This is a genomic window from Streptomyces sp. BJ20, assembly GCF_022869105.1.
Lineage (GTDB): Bacteria > Actinomycetota > Actinomycetes > Streptomycetales > Streptomycetaceae > Streptomyces > Streptomyces griseoincarnatus.
Map to the genome: position 1 here is coordinate 6,802,395 of NZ_CP094918.1, position 20,261 is coordinate 6,822,655.

The 20,261-nt window shown below is 73.5% G+C and carries 20 protein-coding genes; 10 read left to right on the forward strand and 10 right to left on the reverse strand.

Features of this window, described 5'->3' with window-relative positions; translation table 11 throughout:
* The first annotated feature begins 51 nt into the window (after positions 1–51).
* The 5 genes from MTR79_RS30510 to MTR79_RS30530 all read left to right on the forward strand — a co-directional run bounded on the left by MTR79_RS30510 (position 52) and on the right by MTR79_RS30530 (position 5,381).
* A complete protein-coding gene (locus MTR79_RS30510) occupies positions 52–1,629 on the forward strand; it encodes a potassium/proton antiporter (protein WP_244793336.1) in 1,578 nt (525 codons plus the stop codon).
* Between the two features lie 224 nt (positions 1,630–1,853).
* Positions 1,854–3,146, forward strand: a complete 1,293-nt coding sequence (locus tag MTR79_RS30515; RefSeq protein ID WP_244792538.1) for an MFS transporter — start codon at positions 1,854–1,856, stop codon at positions 3,144–3,146.
* A gap of 67 nt (positions 3,147–3,213) precedes the next feature.
* On the forward strand, positions 3,214–3,525 hold the full coding sequence (locus MTR79_RS30520) for an FmdB family zinc ribbon protein (RefSeq protein ID WP_026243722.1): 312 nt from the start codon (positions 3,214–3,216) through the stop codon (positions 3,523–3,525).
* A gap of 126 nt (positions 3,526–3,651) precedes the next feature.
* Positions 3,652–4,494 (forward strand): S-methyl-5'-thioadenosine phosphorylase, encoded by an 843-nt coding sequence (locus MTR79_RS30525; protein WP_183153231.1) that lies wholly within the window; start codon positions 3,652–3,654, stop codon positions 4,492–4,494.
* A 287-nt stretch (positions 4,495–4,781) separates the two neighbouring features.
* The gene (locus tag MTR79_RS30530) at positions 4,782–5,381 is read left to right on the forward strand and encodes a hypothetical protein (protein WP_244793338.1); all 600 of its coding nucleotides are present in this window, start codon (positions 4,782–4,784) and stop codon (positions 5,379–5,381) included.
* Positions 5,382–5,434: 53 nt separating this feature from the next.
* On the opposite strand, the gene MTR79_RS30535 is transcribed toward MTR79_RS30530, so the two are convergent.
* The gene (locus MTR79_RS30535; RefSeq protein ID WP_244792540.1) at positions 5,435–6,463 is read right to left on the reverse strand and encodes a P1 family peptidase; all 1,029 of its coding nucleotides are present in this window, start codon (positions 6,461–6,463) and stop codon (positions 5,435–5,437) included.
* A gap of 43 nt (positions 6,464–6,506) precedes the next feature.
* Between MTR79_RS30535 and MTR79_RS30540 the strand changes: the two genes are divergently transcribed.
* The gene (locus tag MTR79_RS30540; RefSeq protein WP_086704685.1) at positions 6,507–6,680 is read left to right on the forward strand and encodes a hypothetical protein; all 174 of its coding nucleotides are present in this window, start codon (positions 6,507–6,509) and stop codon (positions 6,678–6,680) included.
* Between the two features lie 23 nt (positions 6,681–6,703).
* Here the strand turns inward: MTR79_RS30540 and mscL are convergent, their stop codons facing one another.
* Positions 6,704–7,213: a large conductance mechanosensitive channel protein MscL gene (mscL, locus tag MTR79_RS30545; protein ID WP_244792542.1), complete on the reverse strand. Its 510-nt coding sequence runs from the start codon at positions 7,211–7,213 to the stop codon at positions 6,704–6,706.
* A 341-nt stretch (positions 7,214–7,554) separates the two neighbouring features.
* Between mscL and MTR79_RS30550 the strand changes: the two genes are divergently transcribed.
* The gene (locus MTR79_RS30550) at positions 7,555–8,301 is read left to right on the forward strand and encodes a DUF6227 family protein (RefSeq protein WP_086704683.1); all 747 of its coding nucleotides are present in this window, start codon (positions 7,555–7,557) and stop codon (positions 8,299–8,301) included.
* Between the two features lie 30 nt (positions 8,302–8,331).
* On the opposite strand, the gene MTR79_RS30555 is transcribed toward MTR79_RS30550, so the two are convergent.
* The 5 genes from MTR79_RS30555 to MTR79_RS30575 all read right to left on the reverse strand — a co-directional run bounded on the left by MTR79_RS30555 (position 8,332) and on the right by MTR79_RS30575 (position 14,455).
* Positions 8,332–8,625, reverse strand: a complete 294-nt coding sequence (locus MTR79_RS30555; RefSeq protein ID WP_086704682.1) for a hypothetical protein — start codon at positions 8,623–8,625, stop codon at positions 8,332–8,334.
* Between the two features lie 109 nt (positions 8,626–8,734).
* Positions 8,735–10,924 carry a fructose-specific PTS transporter subunit EIIC gene (locus tag MTR79_RS30560; protein ID WP_189364972.1) on the reverse strand — a complete coding sequence of 730 codons (2,190 nt, stop codon included), beginning with the start codon at positions 10,922–10,924 and terminating at the stop codon, positions 8,735–8,737.
* Between the two features lie 112 nt (positions 10,925–11,036).
* Positions 11,037–11,984 carry a 1-phosphofructokinase gene (gene pfkB / locus MTR79_RS30565; RefSeq protein ID WP_189364971.1) on the reverse strand — a complete coding sequence of 316 codons (948 nt, stop codon included), beginning with the start codon at positions 11,982–11,984 and terminating at the stop codon, positions 11,037–11,039.
* Entirely contained in the window at positions 11,981–12,742 is a 762-nt protein-coding gene (locus MTR79_RS30570) for a DeoR/GlpR family DNA-binding transcription regulator (protein ID WP_086703191.1), read from the reverse strand. Before MTR79_RS30570 ends, pfkB begins: the two co-directional genes overlap by 4 nt.
* A 183-nt stretch (positions 12,743–12,925) precedes the next feature.
* Complete coding sequence (locus tag MTR79_RS30575; protein WP_244792544.1) at positions 12,926–14,455, reverse strand: MFS transporter; 1,530 nt, start codon at positions 14,453–14,455, stop codon at positions 12,926–12,928.
* A 62-nt stretch (positions 14,456–14,517) separates the two neighbouring features.
* On the opposite strand from MTR79_RS30575, the gene MTR79_RS30580 reads away from it, so the two are divergent.
* Positions 14,518–15,489 carry a YafY family protein gene (locus MTR79_RS30580; RefSeq protein WP_086703194.1) on the forward strand — a complete coding sequence of 324 codons (972 nt, stop codon included), beginning with the start codon at positions 14,518–14,520 and terminating at the stop codon, positions 15,487–15,489.
* A 378-nt stretch (positions 15,490–15,867) separates the two neighbouring features.
* Here the strand turns inward: MTR79_RS30580 and MTR79_RS30590 are convergent, their stop codons facing one another.
* Both MTR79_RS30590 and MTR79_RS30595 read right to left on the reverse strand, forming a co-directional pair.
* Positions 15,868–16,581, reverse strand: a complete 714-nt coding sequence (locus MTR79_RS30590; protein ID WP_244792546.1) for a TetR family transcriptional regulator — start codon at positions 16,579–16,581, stop codon at positions 15,868–15,870.
* Between the two features lie 417 nt (positions 16,582–16,998).
* Positions 16,999–17,997 carry a sigma-70 family RNA polymerase sigma factor gene (locus MTR79_RS30595; protein WP_037640090.1) on the reverse strand — a complete coding sequence of 333 codons (999 nt, stop codon included), beginning with the start codon at positions 17,995–17,997 and terminating at the stop codon, positions 16,999–17,001.
* Between the two features lie 192 nt (positions 17,998–18,189).
* Between MTR79_RS30595 and MTR79_RS30600 the strand changes: the two genes are divergently transcribed.
* Positions 18,190–18,708 carry a GNAT family N-acetyltransferase gene (locus tag MTR79_RS30600; protein ID WP_244792548.1) on the forward strand — a complete coding sequence of 173 codons (519 nt, stop codon included), beginning with the start codon at positions 18,190–18,192 and terminating at the stop codon, positions 18,706–18,708.
* Positions 18,709–18,760: 52 nt separating this feature from the next.
* On the opposite strand, the gene MTR79_RS30605 is transcribed toward MTR79_RS30600, so the two are convergent.
* Positions 18,761–19,522, reverse strand: a complete 762-nt coding sequence (locus MTR79_RS30605; RefSeq protein ID WP_244793340.1) for a class III extradiol ring-cleavage dioxygenase — start codon at positions 19,520–19,522, stop codon at positions 18,761–18,763.
* A 145-nt stretch (positions 19,523–19,667) separates the two neighbouring features.
* Between MTR79_RS30605 and MTR79_RS30610 the strand changes: the two genes are divergently transcribed.
* Entirely contained in the window at positions 19,668–20,186 is a 519-nt protein-coding gene (locus MTR79_RS30610; protein WP_086703154.1) for a MarR family transcriptional regulator, read from the forward strand.
* Positions 20,187–20,261 lie beyond the last annotated feature (75 nt).

Here is a 20,261-nt window from a genome sequence, read left to right on the forward strand (position 1 = left end):
ACGAAGTAGTTCGCCGTGACAATCGAAGCGGTTCGCCCGGAAAGCGGGCGCATCGCCCGCGACGGACGCGCGCGCTCCCTCACGGGGGCGCCTGGGCCGGGGAAGGGAACGCCGCTGACTGTCCACCACCTCAACCAGCTCCTGCTCGTCTGCTCGCTCGTTCTGCTCGTCGCCGTGGCGGCGGTCCGGATCTCCTCGCGCAGCGGGCTCCCGAGCCTGCTCGTCTACCTGGGCATCGGCATCGCCATCGGCCAGGACGGCATCGGCGACATCCAGTTCGACAACGCCGAGTTGACCCAGGTCATCGGCTACGCGGCCCTGGCCGTGATCCTCGCCGAGGGCGGCCTGGGCACCAAGTGGACCGAAATCAGACCGGTCCTGCCCTCGGCCGCCGCGCTGGCGCTGGCCGGCGTCGCGGTGAGCGTCGGCGTGACGGCCACGGCGGCGCACCTGCTGATCGGGTTGGAGTGGCGGCAGGCGCTCATCATCGGCGCGGTGGTCTCCTCGACGGACGCGGCGGCCGTCTTCTCGGTGCTGCGCAAGGTGCCGCTGCCCGCCCGGGTGCGGGGCACCCTGGAGGCCGAGTCCGGCTTCAACGACGCGCCCGTGGTGATCCTCGTGGTGGCCTTCTCCACGTCAGGTCCGGTCGAGCACTGGTACGTGCTGCTCGGCGAGATCCTGCTGGAGCTGGCGATCGGCGCCGCCGTCGGCCTCGCCGTCGGCTGGCTCGGCGCCCTGGCCCTGCGGCACGTGGCGCTGCCCGCCTCCGGCCTCTACCCGATCGCCGTCATGGCCATCGCCGTCACCGCCTACGCGGCCGGCGCGCTCGTCCACGGCAGCGGCTTCCTCGCCGTCTACCTCGCCTCGATGCTGCTCGGCAACGCCAGACTGCCGCACTGGCCCGCCACCCGCGGCTTCGCCGAAGGGCTCGGCTGGCTCGCCCAGATCGGCATGTTCGTGCTGCTCGGCCTGCTGGTCACCCCGCACGAACTCGCCGACGACATCGTGCCCGCGCTGGTCGTCGGACTGGTCCTCACGACGGTGGCCCGCCCGCTCGGCGTCGTGCTGTGCCTGATGCCGTTCCGGGTGCCCTGGCAGGAGCAGACGCTGATGTCCTGGGCCGGCCTGCGCGGCGCCGTGCCCATCGTCCTGGCGACCATCCCGATGGTGCAGGGCGTCGACGGCAGCGAGCGGATCTTCAACATCGTCTTCCTGCTGGTCGTCGTCTACACCCTGGTGCAGGGTCCGACGCTGCCCGGACTGGCCCGGCTGCTGCGGCTCGGCGACTCCGGCGCCGCCGACCTGGGCGTCGAGTCGGCGCCCCTGGAGCGGCTGCGCGGCCATCTGCTGTCGGTCACCGTCCCCGCCGGGTCGCGGATGCACGGCGTCGAGATCGGCGAGCTGCGGCTGCCCACCGGGTCCGCCGTCACCCTCGTCGTGCGGGACGGGGCGTCCTTCGTGCCGTCGCCGGAGACGATGCTGCGCCGCGGGGACGAACTCCTCGTCGTCGCCACCGACCCGGTACGGGACGCCGCGGAGCGCCGGCTGCGCGCGGTCGCCCGGGGCGGCAAGCTCGCCGGCTGGCTGGGCACCGGCCGGGACACCGAAGGATCGCAGGCCGGACGCTGAGAGGGTGCTCACTTTCACAGGCGTGCACGCCGTCACCCCCTGTATCATGAAGCGACCCCAGATCGAACCAACTCTGCCTGACGCAGAGCTGGCGCGACCGTATGGCGGCCGGGCGCCCTGAGCTGTGGCGCCGGTATCTACCGCAGTCAGCGCAAGAGGACAGCTCTCGGCGTGCCCGCGCGACCTCGCGCGGGGCGCTACCAGGTGGCGGAAAGGCACGGGCCGTGGCATCCACGGTCACCACGTCGAAGGACTCGGCGGCCACCTCCCGACCGGGATACGGCCGCCTGCTGCGCACCCGCGGCGCGTGGACGTTCCTGCTCCCCGGCTTCGCGGCGCGTCAGCCGTTCGCGATGCTCACCCTCTCCATCGTGCTGCTCGTCCAGCACACCACCGGCTCCTACGGCGCGGCCGGCGCCGTCGCGGCCGTCACCGGCGTCTCCATGGCGTTGTTCGCCCCGTACACCGGCCGGCTCGCCGACCGCCACGGCCAGCGCGCCGTGCTGGTGCCGGGCGTGCTGGTGCACGCGGCGGCAGGACTCGGCCTCACCGCCCTCGCGCTGAACGGCGCACCCCTGTGGGCGCTGTTCGCCGCGGCCGTCCCCACCGGCGCCTCGGTGCCGCAGGTCGGGCCGATGGTCCGCGCCCGCTGGGGCGTCCGCCTCAAGGGTTCCCCGCTGATGGCGACCGCCGCCGCCTTCGAGTCCGTCACCGACGAGTTCACCTTCGTCGTCGGCCCGCTGCTCGCCACCGCGCTGTGCACGACGGTCGACCCGTCCGCGGGCCTGCTCGCCGAGGCCGCGCTCACCCTGGTCGGCGGTCTGCTGTTCGCCGCCCAGAAGGGCACCCAGCCGCCGGTCGCCACGGCCGCCGACGGCCACACCCGCGTACGGCACGCCTCCGCGCTGCGCGTGCCCGGCGTGCGCGTGCTGATCGTGACGTTCCTCGGCATCGGCTCCGTCTTCGGCGGCATGCAGGTCTCCCTGGCCGCGTACACCGAGTCCATCGGCGAACCGGGCCTCAACGGCGTCCTCTACGGCGTCTTCGCCGCGGGCAACATGCTCGCGGGCCTCGCCTGCGGCGCGATCGCCTGGAAGGTCGCCCCGCAGCGCCGTCTGATCGTCGCCTACGCCGCCCTCGCGCTGGCCGCGTCCGCCCTGTGGACGGCCGACTCGGCGCTGCTGCTGGGCGCGCTCGGCCTGCTGGTCGGCATGTGCATCGCCCCGGCGCTGATCACCGGCTACACGCTGGTGGAGAACCTGGTCCCGGCGGGCGCCCGCACCGAGGCGTTCACCTGGCTGACCGGCGCCGTCGCGCTGGGCCAGGCCGCCGCCGTCACCGTCGCCGGACAGTTCGAGGACCGGCTGTGGGACGGCGCCGGCTTCCTGGTGCCGATGGGCGGCACGCTGCTGGCGCTGGCGACCCTGCTGGCGCTGCGCTCGCGGCTCGCGGGTGCTCCGCGCGGGCGTACGGTCGCACGTGGCGTGGGTCACCGCGAGCCCGTCGCGGTGGACTAGGCCCACGGAATGCGTCACTATGGACCGTCGTTAGCACTCATTGAGTGAGAGTGCCAGGAGGAAGACAGTGCCGACCTACCAGTACCAGTGCACCGAGTGCGGCGAGGGCCTCGAGGCGGTGCAGAAGTTCACCGACGACGCCCTGACCGAGTGCCCCAGCTGCCAGGGCCGCCTGAAGAAGGTGTTCTCCGCGGTCGGCATCGTCTTCAAGGGTTCCGGTTTCTACCGCAACGACAGCCGCGGCTCCTCGTCGAGCTCCTCGCCGGCGTCGTCGAAGTCCTCCGGATCCTCGTCGTCGAGCTCCTCGTCGTCGGACTCCGGTTCGAGCTCGTCCTCGTCCGGCTCCTCCGGCAGCTCGACGAGCACCACGGCGGCCTGACCGCCTGACGCACGCTTCCCAGGACCCTGCCGTCCCCCGACGGCGGGGTCCTCGGCGTCTGCGGCGCCACGGAGGCGGCCGACGGGACTCTCTCCCGCCGTTTCCGGGTGCCGTTAGGGTCGGGCCATGGCGAACATGGCGAACGCCGAGATCGGCGTCATCGGCGGATCCGGCTTCTACTCCTTCCTCGACGACGTGACCGAGGTCCAGGTCGACACCCCCTACGGGGCGCCCAGCGACTCCCTCTTCCTCGGCGAGGTGGCCGGCCGGCGGGTCGCCTTCCTGCCCCGGCACGGACGCGGCCACCATCTGCCCCCGCACCGCATCAACTACCGCGCCAACCTGTGGGCGCTGCGGTCGGTCGGCGTGCGCCAGGTCCTCGGCCCGTGCGCGGTGGGCGGTCTGCGCCCCGAGTACGGACCGGGCACGCTCCTGGTGCCGGACCAGCTCGTGGACCGCACCAAGTCGCGCGCCAACTCCTACTTCGACGGGCTCCCGCTGCCCGACGGCACCGTGCCGAACGTCGTCCACGTGTCCCTGGCCGACCCGTACTGCCCCACCGGGCGGGCGTCCGCGCTGAAGGCCGCCCGCGGGCGGGACTGGGAGGTGGTCGACGGCGGCACGCTGGTCGTCGTCGACGGCCCGCGGTTCTCCACCCGCGCCGAGTCGCTGTGGCACCAGGCGCAGGGCTGGTCCGTGGTGGGCATGACCGGACACCCCGAGGCGGCGCTCGCCCGTGAGCTGGAGCTCTGCTACACGTCGTTGACGCTGGTCACGGACCTGGACGCGGGCGCGGAGACGGGCGAGGGCGTCTCCCACGACGAGGTGCTCCGGGTGTTCGCGGCCAACGTGGACCGGCTGCGGGGGGTGCTGTTCGACGCGGTGGCGGCGCTGCCGTCGACGGAGGAGCGGGACTGTCTGTGCGCGTCGGCGCTGGGGGGGATGGATCCGGGGTTCGCGTTGCCGTAGGCGAGGTTCGCGTTGCCGTAGGGGGGCGCGTTGCCGTAGGGGGGGGCGCGTTGCCGTAGGGGGGCGCCTTGCTGTGGGGCGGGGTGCACGGCCGTTCCGGCGGGGTGCGCGGCCGTCCACGCGGGGCGGTTCACCGTCGCGGAGGTGCTCGTTCGGGTGGCGCGGTTTTCCACAGGTGAGGATGTGTTCACAGCCCTCGGCGGGATCCTGCCGGACGCTTCATCGTGGGGTGCGCAAGCCGTTCCCGCGTCCCAGGTGGTGGCCCCGTGTCCATGTCGTCCACGTCCATGACGTCCATGACGTCCGCGCCCTCTGCGTCGTCCGCGTACCGTCGCTCTCCGTTCCCGCGTCCGCACGGCGCCGATGTGCCGCCGCCGTGCGCGGTGCCGCACTTCGACCCGGTGCGGGTGCGCGGCGCGCTGCCGCTCGCGGGCCGGCTGGGGCGGCACCGCAGACGGGCGGTGGCGGTCGGTCTCGCGGTGACCGCGGCGGCGCTCGTCGCGGCGGGCCCGAGGGACACCGACCGCTCGCGCGGACATCCCGGGCCGGCCCGGGCGGCGGCCGGGACTCCCGTGCCGTCCAACGACGGTGACCGTCCCCTTCGGCAGCGGCGCGCGGGTGCGAAGGTCAGCGCGCCGGTGCGGATCGCCGACGCGGCCACGGTCCGGCTGCTGCGGCCCGGCGACCGGGTGGACGTGATCGCGGCCGAGGAGACGGTGTCCGGTGGTGACGCCAGAGTGGTCGCGCGCGGGGCGCGGGTCACGGAGGTGCCGGAGCCGCCGGACGGCGACGGGGGCGCGCTGGTCGTCCTGTCAGTGCCGCGCGACACGGCGGCCGAGCTGGCGGGCGCGAGCACCACGGCGCGGCTGGCGGTGACGCTGTGGTGACGCGCGCGGCGCCGGGCGCCCCGGCCGGCCGGAGGCCGTCCCCGCCCGCTCCCTCAGCTCCCGCCGTACAGCTGCCCGTACGACGGCCACGCACCGCCAGGACCGTCCACCGGGGTGGCGGCCCGCACCGCGCGGACGATCGCCCGGGTCACCAGGTCCGCGCCCGCCGCGAGCACCTCGTTCAGGGCGAGCGGGTCCTTCGCGTCCAGCGGGCGTGTGCCGGTGGCCAGGGTGAAGACGGTGTCGCCGTCGTTCAGCAGATGCACCGGGCGGACGGCGCGCGCGATGCCGTCGTGCGCGGTCCCGGCCAGCTTCTGCGCCTGCGCGCGGGTCAGGTCGGCGTCGGTGGCGACCACGGCGAGGGTGGTGTTCATCGGCGGCGGGGCGTTGCGCTCGGCCGCCTCCGCCAGCCGGCGCCGTGCGGCCCGGTGCACCTCGGTGCCGGGCAGACGCGGGCGCCCGCCGAAGTAGTCCCCGTAGAGGACCCCCGTCTCCAGGTCCACCGCCGACCCGACCGCGTTGGCCACCACCAGCGCGGCCACGGTCACCCCCGACGGCAGGACCGTGCTCGCCGAGCCGACCCCGCCCTTGAGCTGGCCGACCACGGCGCCCGTCCCGGCGCCCACGCACCCCTGCGGCACCGGCGCCCCCGGACCGGTGGCCGCGGCGGCCTCGATCGCCTCGCGGCCCAGGGAGGCGTCGGGCCGGGCCCGGAAGTCACCGCCCCGGCGCAGGTCGAAGACACAGGCGGCCGGCACGACGGGCACCACGTGTGTCGGTTCGGGACCGACCCGCACCCCGCGGCCCTGCTCCTCCAGCCAGGCCATCACCCCGGACGCCGCGTCCAGGCCGAAGGCGCTGCCGCCGGTCAGGGTGACCGCGTCCACGCGCTGGACCACGTTGCGCGGGTCCAGCGCGTCGGTCTCCTTCGTGCCGGGTCCGCCGCCGCGTACGTCCACCGCGGCGACCGCGCCGCCCTCGGGGGCGAGCACCACCGTGGTTCCGGTGAGCCATCCGTCGCCGGTCCGCGTCGCGTGCCCCACCCGCACGCCGGCCACATCCGTCAGAGCGTCAGCCTTCATGGAGGCAGTCATGCCCCCGCGGCCCCGGCCGTACCCTGTAAGCATGAGTACCGTCCCCGAGCCGCCGCGCGAGCCGAAGCCCGCGCTGGTCTTCGACGACCCGCTGGACCAGCCGGCCTCCGACGACACGGACCGCGGCTGGGGCGAGCGCCCGTCCGGCGACAGCGCCGCCGACCTGAAGCGTTTCCTCGACGAGAAGCCGCCCCACCACATCTGACCGGGCGGCTGGGTCCCCTACTGCTACCGCCCGTCGCCCGTCTGTCCGCCGTCGTCCGTCCGCAGGCTCCTGCCCCCGCCCTGCGCACGCTCGGCCAGCAGCGCGTCCCGGATCTCCTTGAGGACCTCCAGCTCGGTCACCTCGACGACCTCGTGGGCCCCTTCCTTCGCCTTCCGGCGCGCATCCAGGCGGGCCAGGTACTTCGCCATGGGCAGCACCATCAGGAAGTAGACGACGGCCGCCGTGATCACGAACTGCAGCGTCGCGCCGAGCACCGAGCCCCACAGGATCCGCACCCCCGTAGCCGCGTCCCCGGTGCCCTCGCAGGGGCCCTTCAGGCAAGACGTGTAGCTGTCGAGGTTCTGGGTGCCGAACGCGCCCACCAGCGGATTGATGATCCCTTCCACGACCGAGTTGACGATGTGGGTGAAAGCGGCACCGATGACGACCGCCACCGCCAGATCGACGACGTTCCCGCGCATCAGGAAGGCCTTGAAGCCCTGCCACAGGCTCGTCTTCTCCTGGTCGCTCACTCCGGGGCCTCATTTCTCGTGCGTAGGGTGCGGAAGAAGGCGCTCCGCAACTTACGTCACCACCGAGGCGACGTGTCCAGTCGTGTCGGACAGCGGGACAGGGGGGCGGAGCCACCGGCGTGCGCGGGGCGGCGCGCAACGGGTCGCGTCCTCTCCCCCACGCACCCCTGAAGTACCGTTTGACCAGGAACAATTCATGCCGGGGCGCACTTCGTCAGAAACTTCTCGTGTGTTCCGCTCGTCGTTCGGGCATACGTTTTCTCGGTTCCCGGACACGACGTCCGACCGAGGGGCTACGGTATGCACCCACAAGGTGACATGCAGCAACGCCGGGAGAAACCTTGAGCGTTCCGTACGAGACGGCAGCGTGCGAACCACCTGACTCGTCCGACTCACCGGAGGAGCATCTCGCGCGCCTCCTGGGCCGCGCCCTGAACTCCTTCGAGCTGCCGGACGAGACGATCCGCCGGCTGGACTGCGCGCTGGCGCACGACGGTTCCCTGCATTCGGCGCACCACAGCGCGGGTCTGCACCGGGAGACGTACCGGCACACGTGGCTGCTGGCAGACGGTTCGGCGCTGACGCTGTGGGAGCTGGTCCACAACACCGCGCCGGGCAGCGAGCCGCAGCACGAGGTGTACGTGGACGAGGAGGAACTGCGGACGGCGACCGCGCGGCTGTCGCTGCCGCCGGAGGCCCCCGATTTCGAACTGCCGGTGACGGAAACCGCGTTCACGCTGCCCGCGGTGCGCCATGTGTACGTCCCGGACGACTCCCCCGATCACGCCCGGCGTTTACTGCGCCGGGCGGAGAACGCGGACCGGCCGGACGCGGAGACGGCGGCGCTGCTGTCGACGGCGTGCGCGCATCGCATCACGCAGGCGTTCGGCCGTCCTTCGCGGGCGGGCCGAGCGCCCCTGTGCTTCTCGCTGTACGAGCACGCGTTCCTGCTGGGTGACGGCGGTGAGGTCTCGCTGTGGGAGGTCGAGCACACGGTGACGCCGGACGGGCGGCACATGTGCGAGGTGTACGCGAGTGAGGACGCCGCGCGGCGGGCGATGGAGCGCCGGGCCGCGCAGGGCCGCTGAACGAACCCCTCAGCGGGGTGCGGGGCAGGCCTAGTCCCCTTCGGAGAGGCGCCGGACGAGGACGGCGAACGCGTCACGTTCGGCCTCGGTGAGGCGCACGGTCTCCGCGCTCGGGCCTGTGGCCCGCTGACGCGGGATGGTAGGGGAGCCGTGGTGGGTGTGGGCGTGCGCCGGGACGGACGCCGCCCCGGCGTGGTGGCGCGCGCGCCTGCGGAGGCGTACGCGGCGCCGGAGGGCGTCGGCCAGACCGGCCGCGCAGGCCACAACCACCAGAGTGAGGACGGTGGCACCCGTCGTCCGCGAGAGGGTCTCGTGCTCAGCCATGCCGCCCAGTACACACCACGGTCCGGGGAGTTGTACCCCGGACCGTGACGATCGTGATCTATATCGCACTAGGCATGAACTGCCCACACACCCCCAAACGGACGCATCGTCACACCGTTCGCGCGGCGACCGTCTCCTTGCGCGTTCCAGCGCCCCCGGCCGCCGGCGCGAGGGCGGTGTCCTCGCCCGTCGCCGGACCTGCCGGACCGGCGGACCGGCGCAGGCCCTTGAGGACGATCACGAGGGCCGTGGTGACGCCCACGCCGGCGGCGATGGCGACGAGGTAGAGCAGCGGGTTGCCGATGAGGGGCACCACGAAGATGCCGCCGTGGGGTGCGCGCAGGGTGGCGCCGAACGCCATGGACAGGGCGCCGGTGACCGCGCCGCCGGCCATCGACGCGGGGATGACGCGGAGCGGGTCGGCGGCGGCGAAGGGGATGGCGCCCTCGGAGATGAAGGAGGCGCCGAGGACCCAGGCGGCCTTGCCGTTCTCGCGTTCGGCGCGGTTGAAGAGCCGGCCGCGCACGGTGGTGGCGAGGGCCATCGCGAGGGGCGGGACCATGCCGGCCGCCATGACGGCGGCCATGACCTTCATCGCGGAGTCGCTGGGGTTCGCGACGGCGATGCCGGCGGTGGCGAAGGTGTAGGCGACCTTGTTGACGGGACCGCCGAGGTCGAAGCACATCATCAGGCCGAGCAGGGCGCCCAGCAGGACGGCGTTGGCGCCGGTGAGGCCGCCCAGCCAGTCGGTCATGCCCTTCTGGGCCTCGGCGATGGGCTTGCCGATGACGACGAACATCAGGAAGCCGACGACCGCCGAGGAGATCAGCGGGATCACCACGACCGGCATGATGCCGCGCAGCGCCGCCGGGATGTTCACCTTCTGGATGGCGAGCACCACGCCGCCGGCGATCAGTCCGGCGGCGAGGCCGCCGAGGAAGCCGGCGTTGATGGTGAGGGAGATGGCGCCGCCGACGAAGCCGGGGACGAGTCCGGGCCGGTCGGCCATGCCGTAGGCGATGTATCCGGCGAGGACGGGCACGAGGAAGCCGAAGGCGACGCCGCCGATCTGGAAGAGCAGCGCGCCCCAGCTGGCGGCCTGGGTCCACACGAAGTGGTCCATGACCGACGGGGCCTCGTTGATCTCGTAGCCGCCGATCGCGAAGCCGAGGGCGATGAGCAGTCCGCCGGCGGCGACGAACGGGACCATGTAGCTGACGCCCGACATCAGCCATCGGCGCAGGCGGGTGCCGTAGCCCTCGTCGTCCGTGCCGGCGCGTTCGACGGGGGTGGACCCGGCCTGGGCGGCCTCGGTGGTCTCACCGCGTGCGGCCTTGTCGCGGACCTCGCCGATCAGGTCGGCGGGGCGGTTGATCGCGGCCTTCACACCGGTGTCGACGGTGGGCTTCCCGGCGAAGCGCTGCTTCTCCCGTACGGGGACGTCGTGGGCGAGGATCACGCCGTCCGCGGCGGCGATGACGGCCGGGTCGAGCCGGGTGAAGCCGGCGGAGCCCTGCGTCTCGACGACGATCTCGACGCCCGTCTCGCGGCCGGCGTTCTCCAGCGACTCGGCGGCCATGTAGGTGTGGGCGATGCCGGTGGGGCAGGAGGTGACGGCGACGATCCGGAAGGGGCGGTCGCCGTCGAGGGCGGCGGGGCCCGTGGCGGCGCCGGCGGAGGCCGCCGCCGGCGCCGCCACGGAGTCGTCGGGGGCGCTGTCCGCGCCCTCGAAAGCCGCGCCCTCAGGCCCCGTGCCCTTGGCAGTCGCGTCCTCAGAAGCCCCGCCCTCGGAGGCTGCGTCCTCCGCAGCTCCGCCCTCGGAAGCCGCGTCCTCGGGAGCCCCGCCCTCGGGAGCCGTCTCCTCCCCCCGGATCAGCGCCGCCGCGTGCTCCGCGTCGGTCGCGGCGCGGAGGGCGTCGGTGAACTCGGTGTTCATCAGGCGCCGGGCGAGGGCGGACAGCAGGGTGAGGTGGGCGTCGTCGGCGCCGGCCGGTGCGGCGATGAGGAAGATCAGGTCCGCCGGCCCGTCGGGGGCGCCGAAGTCGATGCCGGCGCCGCTGCGGCCGAAGGCGAGGGTCGGCTCGGTGACGTGGGCGCTGCGGCAGTGCGGGATGCCGATGCCGCCGTCGAGGCCGGTCGGCATCTGCGCCTCACGGGCGGCGACGTCGGCCAGGAAACCCTCCAGGTCGGTGACCCGGCCCAGGGTCACCATGCGCTCGGCGAGGGCGCGGGCCGCCGCTTCCTTGGTGTCGGCGGACAGGTCGAGGTCGACCAGGTCCGCGGTGATGGTGTCGCTCATCGCGGGCTCCTTCGCACGCGTATCGCCCGGGTGGCCCGTAGGGCGGGGCGGGCGGGGGTGGGGACGAGAGGGGGACGGGGGAGCTCGTAGGGGAAGGGGTGCTCGGTGGGTGTCATCCGGCCGCTCCGTCCAGCGGTCGGTCGACGGGGATGTCGGGGGTGACGGTCACGGCGGCGGGGTCGAGGTCGCCGGGCGTCGGCATGACGCTGCCGGGGAGGCAGACGGCGGCGGCGCCGTGGGCGACGGCGGAGGCGAGCGCATCCGGTCCGCGGCCGCCGGCGACAAGGAATCCGGCGAGGGAGGCGTCGCCGGCGCCGACGTTGCTGCGGACGGCGGCGACGGGGGCGGTGCCGTACCAGGCCCCGTCGGCGTCGACGAGGAGCTGGCCGGCGGAGCCGAGGCTGGCGAGGACGGCGCGGGCGCCCGTCTCACGCAGGTCCTCGGCGGCCTTGAGGGCGTCGCCGACGGTGGTGAGGGGGCGGCCGACGGCCTCGGCGAGTTCCTCGGCGTTGGGTTTGACGACGTCGGGGTGTTCGCGGAGGGCGGCGAGCAGGGCGGGTCCCGAGGTGTCGAGGGCGATGCGCAGGCCGGCGGCGTGGACGCGGGCGACGAGTTCGGCGTACCAGGCGGGTCCGAGGCCTCGGGGGAGGCTGCCGGAGCAGACGATCCAGTCGGCGCCTGCGGCGTGGCGGCGGACGGTGTCGAGGAGGTTCTCCTGCTCGGCGGGGGTGAGGTCCGGGCCAGGTGCGTTGATCTTCGTGAGGACGCCGTCGGCCTCGGCGAGGGCGATGTTGGAGCGGGTGGCGCCGGTGACGGGGACGGGGGCGACCTCGATGCCCTGGGCGTCGAGGAGGTCGGCGACCAGGGCGCCGGGGGCGCCGCCGAGCGGCAGGACGGCGACGGTGCGGCGGCCGGCGGCGGCGACGGCGCGGGAGACGTTGACGCCCTTGCCGCCGGGGTCGACGCGTTCGCCGGTGGCGCGGACGACCTCGCCGCGGTCCAGGGACGGCACCTCGTAGGTGCGGTCCAGGGACGGGTTGGGGGTGACGGTGAGGATCATGCGCGTACCACTTCCGTGCCGCCGGCCTCGATGGCGGCGGCGTCCTGCGGGTCGAGCCCGGTGTCGGTGATGAGGAGGTCCACGTCGTCGAGGCCGCCGAAGCGGGCGAAGTGCTCCTGGCCGTGCTTGGAGGAGTCGGCGAGCAGCACCACGCGCCGGGCGGCGGCCGTCGCGGCGCGTTTGACGGCGGCCTCGGCGAGGTCGGGGGTGGTGAGGCCGTGCTCGGCGGAGAACCCGTTGGCGGCGAGGAACAGCACGTCGGCGCGGATCTCGGCGTACGCCCTCAGCGCCCAGGCGTCGACGGCGGCGCGGGTGCGGTGCCGTACGCGTCCGCCGACGAGGTGGAGCTGGATGCCGGGGTGGTCGGCGAGGCGGGCCGCGACGGGCAGGCTGTGGGTGACGACGGTGAGGGAGAGCTCCGGGGTCAGGAAGCCGGCGAGGCGGCCGGCGGTCGACCCCGCGTCGACGATCATGGTGCCGTCGGCGGGGACCTCGGCGAGGGCGGCGCGGGCGATGCGGTCCTTCTCGTCGGCGGCGGTCGTCTCGCGTTCGGCCAGGTCGGGTTCGAAGTCGAGGCGCCCGGCGGGGATGGCGCCGCCGTGGACGCGGCGGACGAGTCCGGCGCGGTCGAGGGCCTTGAGGTCCCGGCGGATGGTCTCGGCGGTCACCTGGAACTCCTCGGCGAGCGAGACCACGTCGACGCGTCCGCCGTCGCGGGCGAGGCGGAGGATCTCCTGCTGCCGTTCCGGTGCGTACATGGCCGCCTGCCTCCCGGTTCCGTCCGCGCTCACCTTCGTGGGCGCGTCCGTGTCCGAACGTGTGATTTCGCTGGGAGGCTACGTCGGGATGTCCGGAAAGTAAACAGTCACAGCCCGGAAATGGGCATGACCGGGCGTCCGGTCATGCCCGTTTCCGGGCTCTGGCACGTCAGGGCGGGCGCGTCAGGGCACCAGCTCCGGCTCCTTCTCCCCCGCCGCCGGCGTCTCCGCGGCGCCCGCGGCGCCCTCGACGTGCTGCGCCGGCCGCTTCGGCAGGGCGAACATCAGCAGGAAGATCGCGCCGAGCACCGCCGCCACCCAGCCCAGGGCATGGGTGAAGCCGTCCACGAAGGCGGGGCCCACCTCGGCGGGCGCGAGCTCCTCGTCGATGACTCCGAAGAACACCACGGAGACCAGACCGAGGCCGAGCGCGTTGCCCATCTGCTGCACGGTGTTGATGAGTCCCGACGCCGAACCGGCGTGCTCGCGCGGCACCTCGGACAGCACCGCGTCGGTCAGCGGGGCCACGACGAGGCCCATGCCGACGCCCATGACGGCCAGCGGGAGCGCCATCTGCCAGGAGGTGATGCCGAGCCCGTAGTGGTCGGCCTCCACCAGGTAGATCAGCACGCCGGCCGCCATGACCAGGGCGCCCGCCTGGAGCACCTTGCGGCCGAAGCGCGGGACGAGCTGCTGCACGGACACCCCGGCGGCCACCGACACCGCGACGGAGAACGGCACGCCCGTCAGGCCGGCGCGCAGCGCGCTCCAGCCCAGCCCTATCTGCATGTACAGCGTCCAGACCAGGAAGAACACGCCGAGTCCGACGCCGAACACCGTCTGGACGGCGATGCCCGCCGCGAAGCTCTTCACCCGGAACAGCGACAGCTCGATCAGCGGGGAGCCGTCCCGCGCGCCCTTGGCCCGCTCGTACGCCACCAGGGCCGCGAACACGACGAGCGCGCCCGCCATCGACACGTGGCCCCACACCGGCCAGCCCAGCTCGCGGCCGCGGGTGAGCGGGTAGAGCAGCATCAGCAGGGCGAGGGTGACGAGGGCGACGCCGGGCAGGTCGAGCTTCAACGCGCGGGGCGCCTTGGACTCGGTGATGAAACGGCTGCCGAGGATGAGGGCGGCGACCCCCACGGGCAGGTTGATCAGGAAGATGGGCCGCCACTCCAGGCCGAACAGGTTCCACTCCGTCAGCAGCGCGCCGAGCAGCGGTCCGGAGACCGCGCCGAGTCCGACGATCGCGCCGAACAGGCCGAACACCTTGCCTCGTTCGTGAGCGGGGAAGGTGGCGTGGACGATCGACAGCACCTGCGGCACCATCAGCGCGGCCATGGCGCCCTGGAGGATGCGGGAGGCGACCAGCATCTCGGGGTTCACGGCGAGCCCGCACAGGGCGGAGGCGACGGTGAAGCCGCCGATGCCGACGAGGAAGACGCGCTTGCGGCCGTGGATGTCGCCGAGGCGTCCGCCGGTGACCAGCCCGGCGGCGAAGGCGAGCGCGTAGCCGGCGGTGATCCACTGGATCTGGCTGAAGGTGGCGCCCTCGTCGCGCTGGATCGACGGGACGGCGATGTTGACGATGGTGACGTCGACGAGGTCCATGAAGGCCGCGGTCATCACGATGGCCAGCGCGAACCAGCGCCGGCGGTCGCCCTGGGCGGGCTCCGGTGTCGGTGCGTGAGCGATGTCGGTGGAGTGCATGTCCGTGACGCTAGAACCCCAGTAGGTCGGATCCCGTCCTAATGGTGAGGCATCCTCGACGCATGACGACGGACACCCCGGCACGGCTGCTCCAGTTGCTCTCCCTCCTCCAGACACCCCGAGAATGGCCCGGCGGCGAGCTGGCCGACCGGCTCGGTGTCTCCCGGCGCACGGTCCGGCGGGACATCGAGCGGCTGCGGGACCTCGGCTATCCCGTGCAGGCGACGATGGGGTCGGACGGCGGCTACCGGCTGGTCGCGGGGAAGGCGATGCCGCCGCTGGTGCTGGACGACGAGGAGGCGGTCGCCATCGCGGTCGGCCTGCGGGCCGGCGCCGGGCACGCCCTGGAGGGTGTGGACGAGGCGTCGGTGCGGGCCCTGGCGAAGCTGGAGCAGGTGCTGCCCGGCAGGCTGCGGCACCGCGTGAGCGTGCTCCAGGCCGCGACGACCCCGCTCACCAGCGGGGACGGCCCGACCATCGCCCCGGAGACGCTCACGGTGATGGCGTCCACGGTGGCCGGGCACGAACGGCTGCGGTTCTCCTACCGCGCCGCCGACGGCACCGAGTCCCGGCGCCTGACCGAACCGCACCGGCTGGTGTCCACCGGCCGCCGCTGGTACCTGGTCGCCTACGACCTCGACCGCGCGGACTGGCGCACCTTCCGCGTCGACCGGGTCAGCGACCCCTTCGCCACCGGCGCCCGCTTCAGCCCGCGCGAACTGCCGACGGGCAGCGCCGCGGAGTTCCTGCGGCGGTCCGTGAACCGCGCGCTCGACTCCTACGAGATCGCCGTCACGTTCTCCGCGCCCGCCGCGACGGTCGCGTCGCGGCTCCCGCCCTGGATGGGCGCGCCCGAGCCGCTGGACGAGGACAGCTGCCGGCTGCGGGCGACGGTGAGCGGCCCGAAGGACTGGATGGCGGTACGCCTGGCCATGACGGGGCACGCCTTCACCGTCCAGGACCCGCCGGAACTGGCGGAGGCGGCGCGGGCGTTGGGCACGCGGCTGACGGAAGCGGCGGGCGCCGTGGAGTAACTCCCCGGCGCCCCGGGCACGCCGGTCCCCTCCCCGCACGGCGTGCCTGTCCCCGCCCCCGCGCCGGCGCGACCGCGCGCCCCCAACGGTGCCTGCCGCGGCACCGGCGCGCGCCCGCCCGAGCCGGTGCGCACACCGTCAACGCCCACGCCACACGATCGCGGCGCCCCGCCGCCAACACCTCGCGCCGGCACCGCCAACGCCCCGCGCCCGCCCCCCTTCGACACCCGCGTCACCCACGCCATCGCTCACGGCGCCCCCGCCGCCACACCCCGCGCCCGCACCACCAACGCCCACGCCCGCCGCGCGTCGCCCGCACCCTTCGCTCGCGGTGCCCCCGCCGTCAACGCCCCGCGCCCGACCCGTGCTCCGTGCCCCTCACTGCCCCCGCACTCGTACCACCGCGTCCCAGGGGAAGTCCCGTAGCGCGGCCAGGTTGGCGGTCGCCAACTCCGCGGGGCCGTGCGGGCCCTCCGCGGGGCCGTCGACCGCCGCCCAGTTCTCCATGGCGGTGCGGACGGCGGCGCTCGCGACGGCCGCGGCGAAGCACAGGCGGGTGCGGGCGGAGACGTCGGCGTCCGGCCGCGGGGGCTGGCCCTCGGTCAGCCGGTGGGCCAGCGCCTCCGCCAGGTCCCGTTCGGAGGCCCGGCAGGCCTCCGCCCACACCCTGCCCAGGGCCGGGTTGTCCGCCGCGAGCCGGATGAGGGTGCGGACCCAGCTCCAGGACTCCTCGGCGACCCCGAGCCCGGGAGTGAGGGTGTGCCGCGCCGCCTCCTCGAGCACGCGCGGCAGGGGCGTACCGGCGGGGGCGGTGCGGACCGCGTCCACCCAGCGCCGGGCGCCGAGCGCGTAGAGGGGGCCGATGGCCTCCTCCTTGGTGGGGAAGTACCGGTAGAAGGTGCGCGGGGCGACACCGGCCGCGTGGGCGATGTCCTCGGCGCGGGTGGCGCGCAGGCCGTCCCGGACGAAGAGCCCGGCGGCGGTACGGGCGATGTGGATGCGGGTCTGCGCCTTGCGCCGTTCGGTCAACGAGCCGTCGGCGGCCGGGTCTTCGGGGAACGGCGGGGGCGGCGTCGGGGTGGTGCTGCTCACGTTCGGCAGGCTATGCCCATGTGGCACAATCTGCCATCTGGCGGGCCACCCCGGGGTTCAGGTCCGGGGTGACCCGCTGTAGGCGCAAAGGGAAAGCCGGGCCCGGCGCCCGGGGGGACAGGCGCCGGACCCGGCCTGGGAAGTCCCGGCGCCGGGGGGGTGGTGCGTCGGGACGTGGCGCGTGGGTCGGCCCGGGGCCCGAGGCCCCGAAGCTTTCCGACTGCTGGGTTCTCACGTCTTGTTCCCTGGCCCCGCCGGGTTGAAGCGGCGGGGAACAGCCATGTTTGCGCGGTCTTCCGCCACCCGGCGCACGCGGCCCGCGCCCCTCACGCGACCGCGCGCGGCACGGCCGTCACTCGGGACGGCCGACGCGCGCACGCGGGGACCGGCCGCCGCGCCGGCGGACGGACGCTCCCGTCACGCCGCCGCGTCGAACCCGGTGGAACGGGCCAGCTTCTTCAGCTCCAGCAGCGCGTGCTTCTCGATCTGGCGGATGCGCTCGCGCGTCAGGCCGTGCTCCTTGCCGACCTCGGTCAGCGTGCGCTCGCGGCCGTCCTCGATGCCGTAGCGCATCTTGATGATGGAGGCCGTGCGCTGGTCGAGGCGGCCGATCAGGTCGTCGAGCTCCTCGCTGCGCAGCAGCGTCATCACGGACTGCTCGGGCGACACCGCCGAGGTGTCCTCCAGAAGGTCGCCGAACTGCGTCTCGCCCTCGTCGTCCACCGACATGTTCAGCGACACCGGGTCGCGCGCCCAGTCGAGCACGTCGGTGACGCGCTCCGGCGTGGAGCCGAGCTCGGCGGCGATCTCCGCGGGCTCGGCGTCACGGCCGTGCTCACGGTTGAACTCGCGCTGCACACGGCGTATCCGACCCAGCTCCTCCACCAGGTGGACGGGCAGACGGATCGTGCGCGACTGGTCGGCTATGGACCGGGTGATGGCCTGCCGGATCCACCAGGTGGCGTACGTCGAGAACTTGAAGCCCTTGCGGTAGTCGAACTTCTCGACCGCGCGGACCAGGCCGGCGTTGCCCTCCTGGATCAGGTCGAGCAGCGGCAGACCGCTGCGCGGGTACCGCCGGGCGACGGCGACGACCAGGCGGAGGTTGGAACGGATGAAGACGTCCTTCGCCCGCTCGCTGGCGTCGACCAGGGCCTGGAGCTCCTCCGGGGTGGCTCCCACCTTGTTCTCCTCGCGCCCGTCGAGGATCTGCTGTGCGAACACACCCGCTTCGATGATCTGTGACAGCTCGACCTCCTTGGCGGCGTCGAGCAGCGGCGTGCGCGCGATCTCGTCGAGGTACATGCCGACCAGGTCGCGGTCGGCGATCTCGCCGCCATGGGCGCGAACACTGCTTGCCGAGTCGACCGTCTCGCCGGAGGCGGACTGACGACGGGCGACGGCACGGGTTGCCATGCGTGCTCCCTTGCGATGGTGAGGTCAGCGGGTGGTCCTGCGGACACTCGGCACGGTCTTCAGGTCTCTTCCGGACTCTGGTCGGGTGCCCGCATCCGTAGGAAACAACGACTGGAATCAGGACAGAATTCCCAACCCGTCCCCCGATTTTTCTGATCATGCAGTACCCTGTCCGGCCACGCAGGAGGTGCGATGCCGTCGGATCACGCAGAGGTGCAGGTCAGGCCGGGGGACGAGGGTGACCTCGTGGCCCTCACCGACCTCTACAACCACTACGTACGTGAGACGGCCGTCACGTTCGACACCACGCCGTTCACTCCGGCGGAGCGACGCCCCTGGCTGCTCTCCCACCCTGTAGACGGCCCCCACCGCCTGATGGTTGCCACGGACGCCGGGTCCGGCCGGGTCCTCGGGTACGCCTCGTCGAGCCCGTTCCGCGCGAAACCCGCCTACGCGACGTCCGTTGAGACGACGGTGTACGTCGCCCCCGACGCCGGCCGGCGCGGCATCGGCACCCTGCTCTACCGGGCTCTTTTCGACGCCCTCGCGGACGAGGGGCTCCACCGCGCCTACGCGGGCATCGCCCAGCCGAACGCCGCCTCGACGCGGCTGCACGAGCGGTTCGGCTTCCGGTACGTCGGCACGTACCGCGAGGTGGGTCACAAGTTCGGCTGCTGGTGGGACGTGGCCTGGCACGAGAAGGAGCTGTGACGCGGCGGGCGTGACCCCCGGTCATCACGGCTCCGGACCCGCGGGGGGGGTCTCAGCCGAACTGCACCGACCGCTTGGCCAGCCCCATCCAGAAACCGTCGATCACGGACTTCTGTTCCCCGAGATCGCCTGCCGCGTCGGCGGCGCCCATGGTGACGAAGAGCGGGGCGAAGTGCTCGGTGCGCGGGTGGGCGAGCCGGCCCGCGGGGGACTTGCGGGTGAAGTCGAGCAGCGCGTCCACGTCCCGCGCCTGGAGCGCCTCCCTGCCCCACGCGTCGAACTCGGCCGACCAGGCGGGGATGCCGCCCTGGCGCAGCGCGGCGAGGTTGTGGGTGAAGAAGCCGGAGCCGACGATCAGCACGCCCTCGTCCCGTAGGGGGGCGAGGCGGCGGCCGATCTCCATCAGCCTCACGGGGTCGAGGGTCGGCATGGACACCTGGAGGACGGGGATGTCGGCGTCCGGGTACATCTCGACGAGCGGGACGTAGGCGCCGTGGTCCAGGCCCCGGTCGGGGACGTCCTGGACGGGGGTGCCGGGGGCGCGCAGCAGCTTGCGCACGGAGTCGGCGAGCTCGGGGGCGCCGGGGGCAGGGTAGGTCACCCGGTAGTAGTGCTCGGGGAAGTCCCAGAAGTCGTAGACCAGGGGGACGGTCCCGGTGGCGCCGAGGGCGAGCGGCGCCTCCTCCCAGTGGGCGGAGACGACGAGGATCGCCTTGGGGCGGGGCAGGCCCGCGGACCAGGCGGCCAGCTCGCCGGGCCAGACGGGGTCGTCGGCCAGGGGCGGGGCGCCGTGGCTGAGGTAGAGCGCCGGCATGCGCTCCTGAGTGGCGGCGGTCATGACGGCGACTCCTTCCTTCGCGAGCGTCTCCTGGAAACATCTACTTGAAGTCTCAACTTCCACTGACGACTGTACCCCTCATTTGTTTAACCTTCAAGGAGAGCGCCCGTACAGTGGAGACATGAACACGGCACCCGCATCTTCGGCAGCCGCCGGGGAGCCTCGCTGGCTCACCGACGAGGAACAGCGCGTCTGGCGTGCGTACGTCGACGCCACCACGCTTCTGGAGGACCACCTCGACCGTCAGCTCCAGCGGGACGCGGGCATGCCGCACGTCTACTACGGCCTGCTGGTCAAGCTGGCCGAGGCGCCCCGCCGGCGGCTGCGGATGACGGAGCTGGCGAAGGACGCCAAGATCACCCGCTCGCGCCTGTCGCACGCGGTCGCGCGCCTGGAGAAGAACGGCTGGGTCCGCCGCGAGGACTGTCCCTCCGACAAGCGCGGCCAGTTCGCCGTGCTCACCGACGAGGGCACGGACGTGCTGCGCCGCCACGCGCCCGGCCATGTCGACGCCGTACGGCAGGCGGTGTTCGACCGGCTCACCCCGGAACAGCAGAAGTCCCTCGGCGAGATCATGGGGATCGTCGCCGAGGGACTTCAGCCGAGCGAAGCGGGTGCGGACCTGCCCTGGCTCCGCTGACGCCGCGGAAGCCGGGGCAGGTCCTTCGGAACCGCTCGGAAGGGGCGTCCCCTTCCCCTCCCGCGCGGATGGCTC

Excerpts from the sequence above, each read along its gene's own strand:
- MTR79_RS30610 (WP_086703154.1), top strand. The coding sequence starts at position 19,668 with ATGAACACGGCACCCGCATCTTCGGCAGCCGCCGGGGAGCCTCGCTGG.
- MTR79_RS30530 (WP_244793338.1), top strand. The coding sequence starts at position 4,782 with ATGACGTCCATGACGTCCGCGCCCTCTGCGTCGTCCGCGTACCGTCGC.
- MTR79_RS30605 (WP_244793340.1), bottom strand. The coding sequence starts at position 19,522 with ATGCCGGCGCTCTACCTCAGCCACGGCGCCCCGCCCCTGGCCGACGAC.
- MTR79_RS30560 (WP_189364972.1), bottom strand. The coding sequence starts at position 10,924 with ATGAGCGACACCATCACCGCGGACCTGGTCGACCTCGACCTGTCCGCC.
- MTR79_RS30555 (WP_086704682.1), bottom strand. The coding sequence starts at position 8,625 with ATGGCTGAGCACGAGACCCTCTCGCGGACGACGGGTGCCACCGTCCTC.
- MTR79_RS30575 (WP_244792544.1), bottom strand. The coding sequence starts at position 14,455 with ATGCACTCCACCGACATCGCTCACGCACCGACACCGGAGCCCGCCCAG.
- MTR79_RS30595 (WP_037640090.1), bottom strand. The coding sequence starts at position 17,997 with ATGGCAACCCGTGCCGTCGCCCGTCGTCAGTCCGCCTCCGGCGAGACG.
- MTR79_RS30580 (WP_086703194.1), top strand. The coding sequence starts at position 14,518 with ATGACGACGGACACCCCGGCACGGCTGCTCCAGTTGCTCTCCCTCCTC.
- MTR79_RS30570 (WP_086703191.1), bottom strand. The coding sequence starts at position 12,742 with ATGTACGCACCGGAACGGCAGCAGGAGATCCTCCGCCTCGCCCGCGAC.
- pfkB (WP_189364971.1), bottom strand. The coding sequence starts at position 11,984 with ATGATCCTCACCGTCACCCCCAACCCGTCCCTGGACCGCACCTACGAG.
- MTR79_RS30525 (WP_183153231.1), top strand. The coding sequence starts at position 3,652 with ATGGCGAACATGGCGAACGCCGAGATCGGCGTCATCGGCGGATCCGGC.
- MTR79_RS30535 (WP_244792540.1), bottom strand. The coding sequence starts at position 6,463 with ATGAAGGCTGACGCTCTGACGGATGTGGCCGGCGTGCGGGTGGGGCAC.
- MTR79_RS30600 (WP_244792548.1), top strand. The coding sequence starts at position 18,190 with ATGCCGTCGGATCACGCAGAGGTGCAGGTCAGGCCGGGGGACGAGGGT.
- MTR79_RS30540 (WP_086704685.1), top strand. The coding sequence starts at position 6,507 with ATGAGTACCGTCCCCGAGCCGCCGCGCGAGCCGAAGCCCGCGCTGGTC.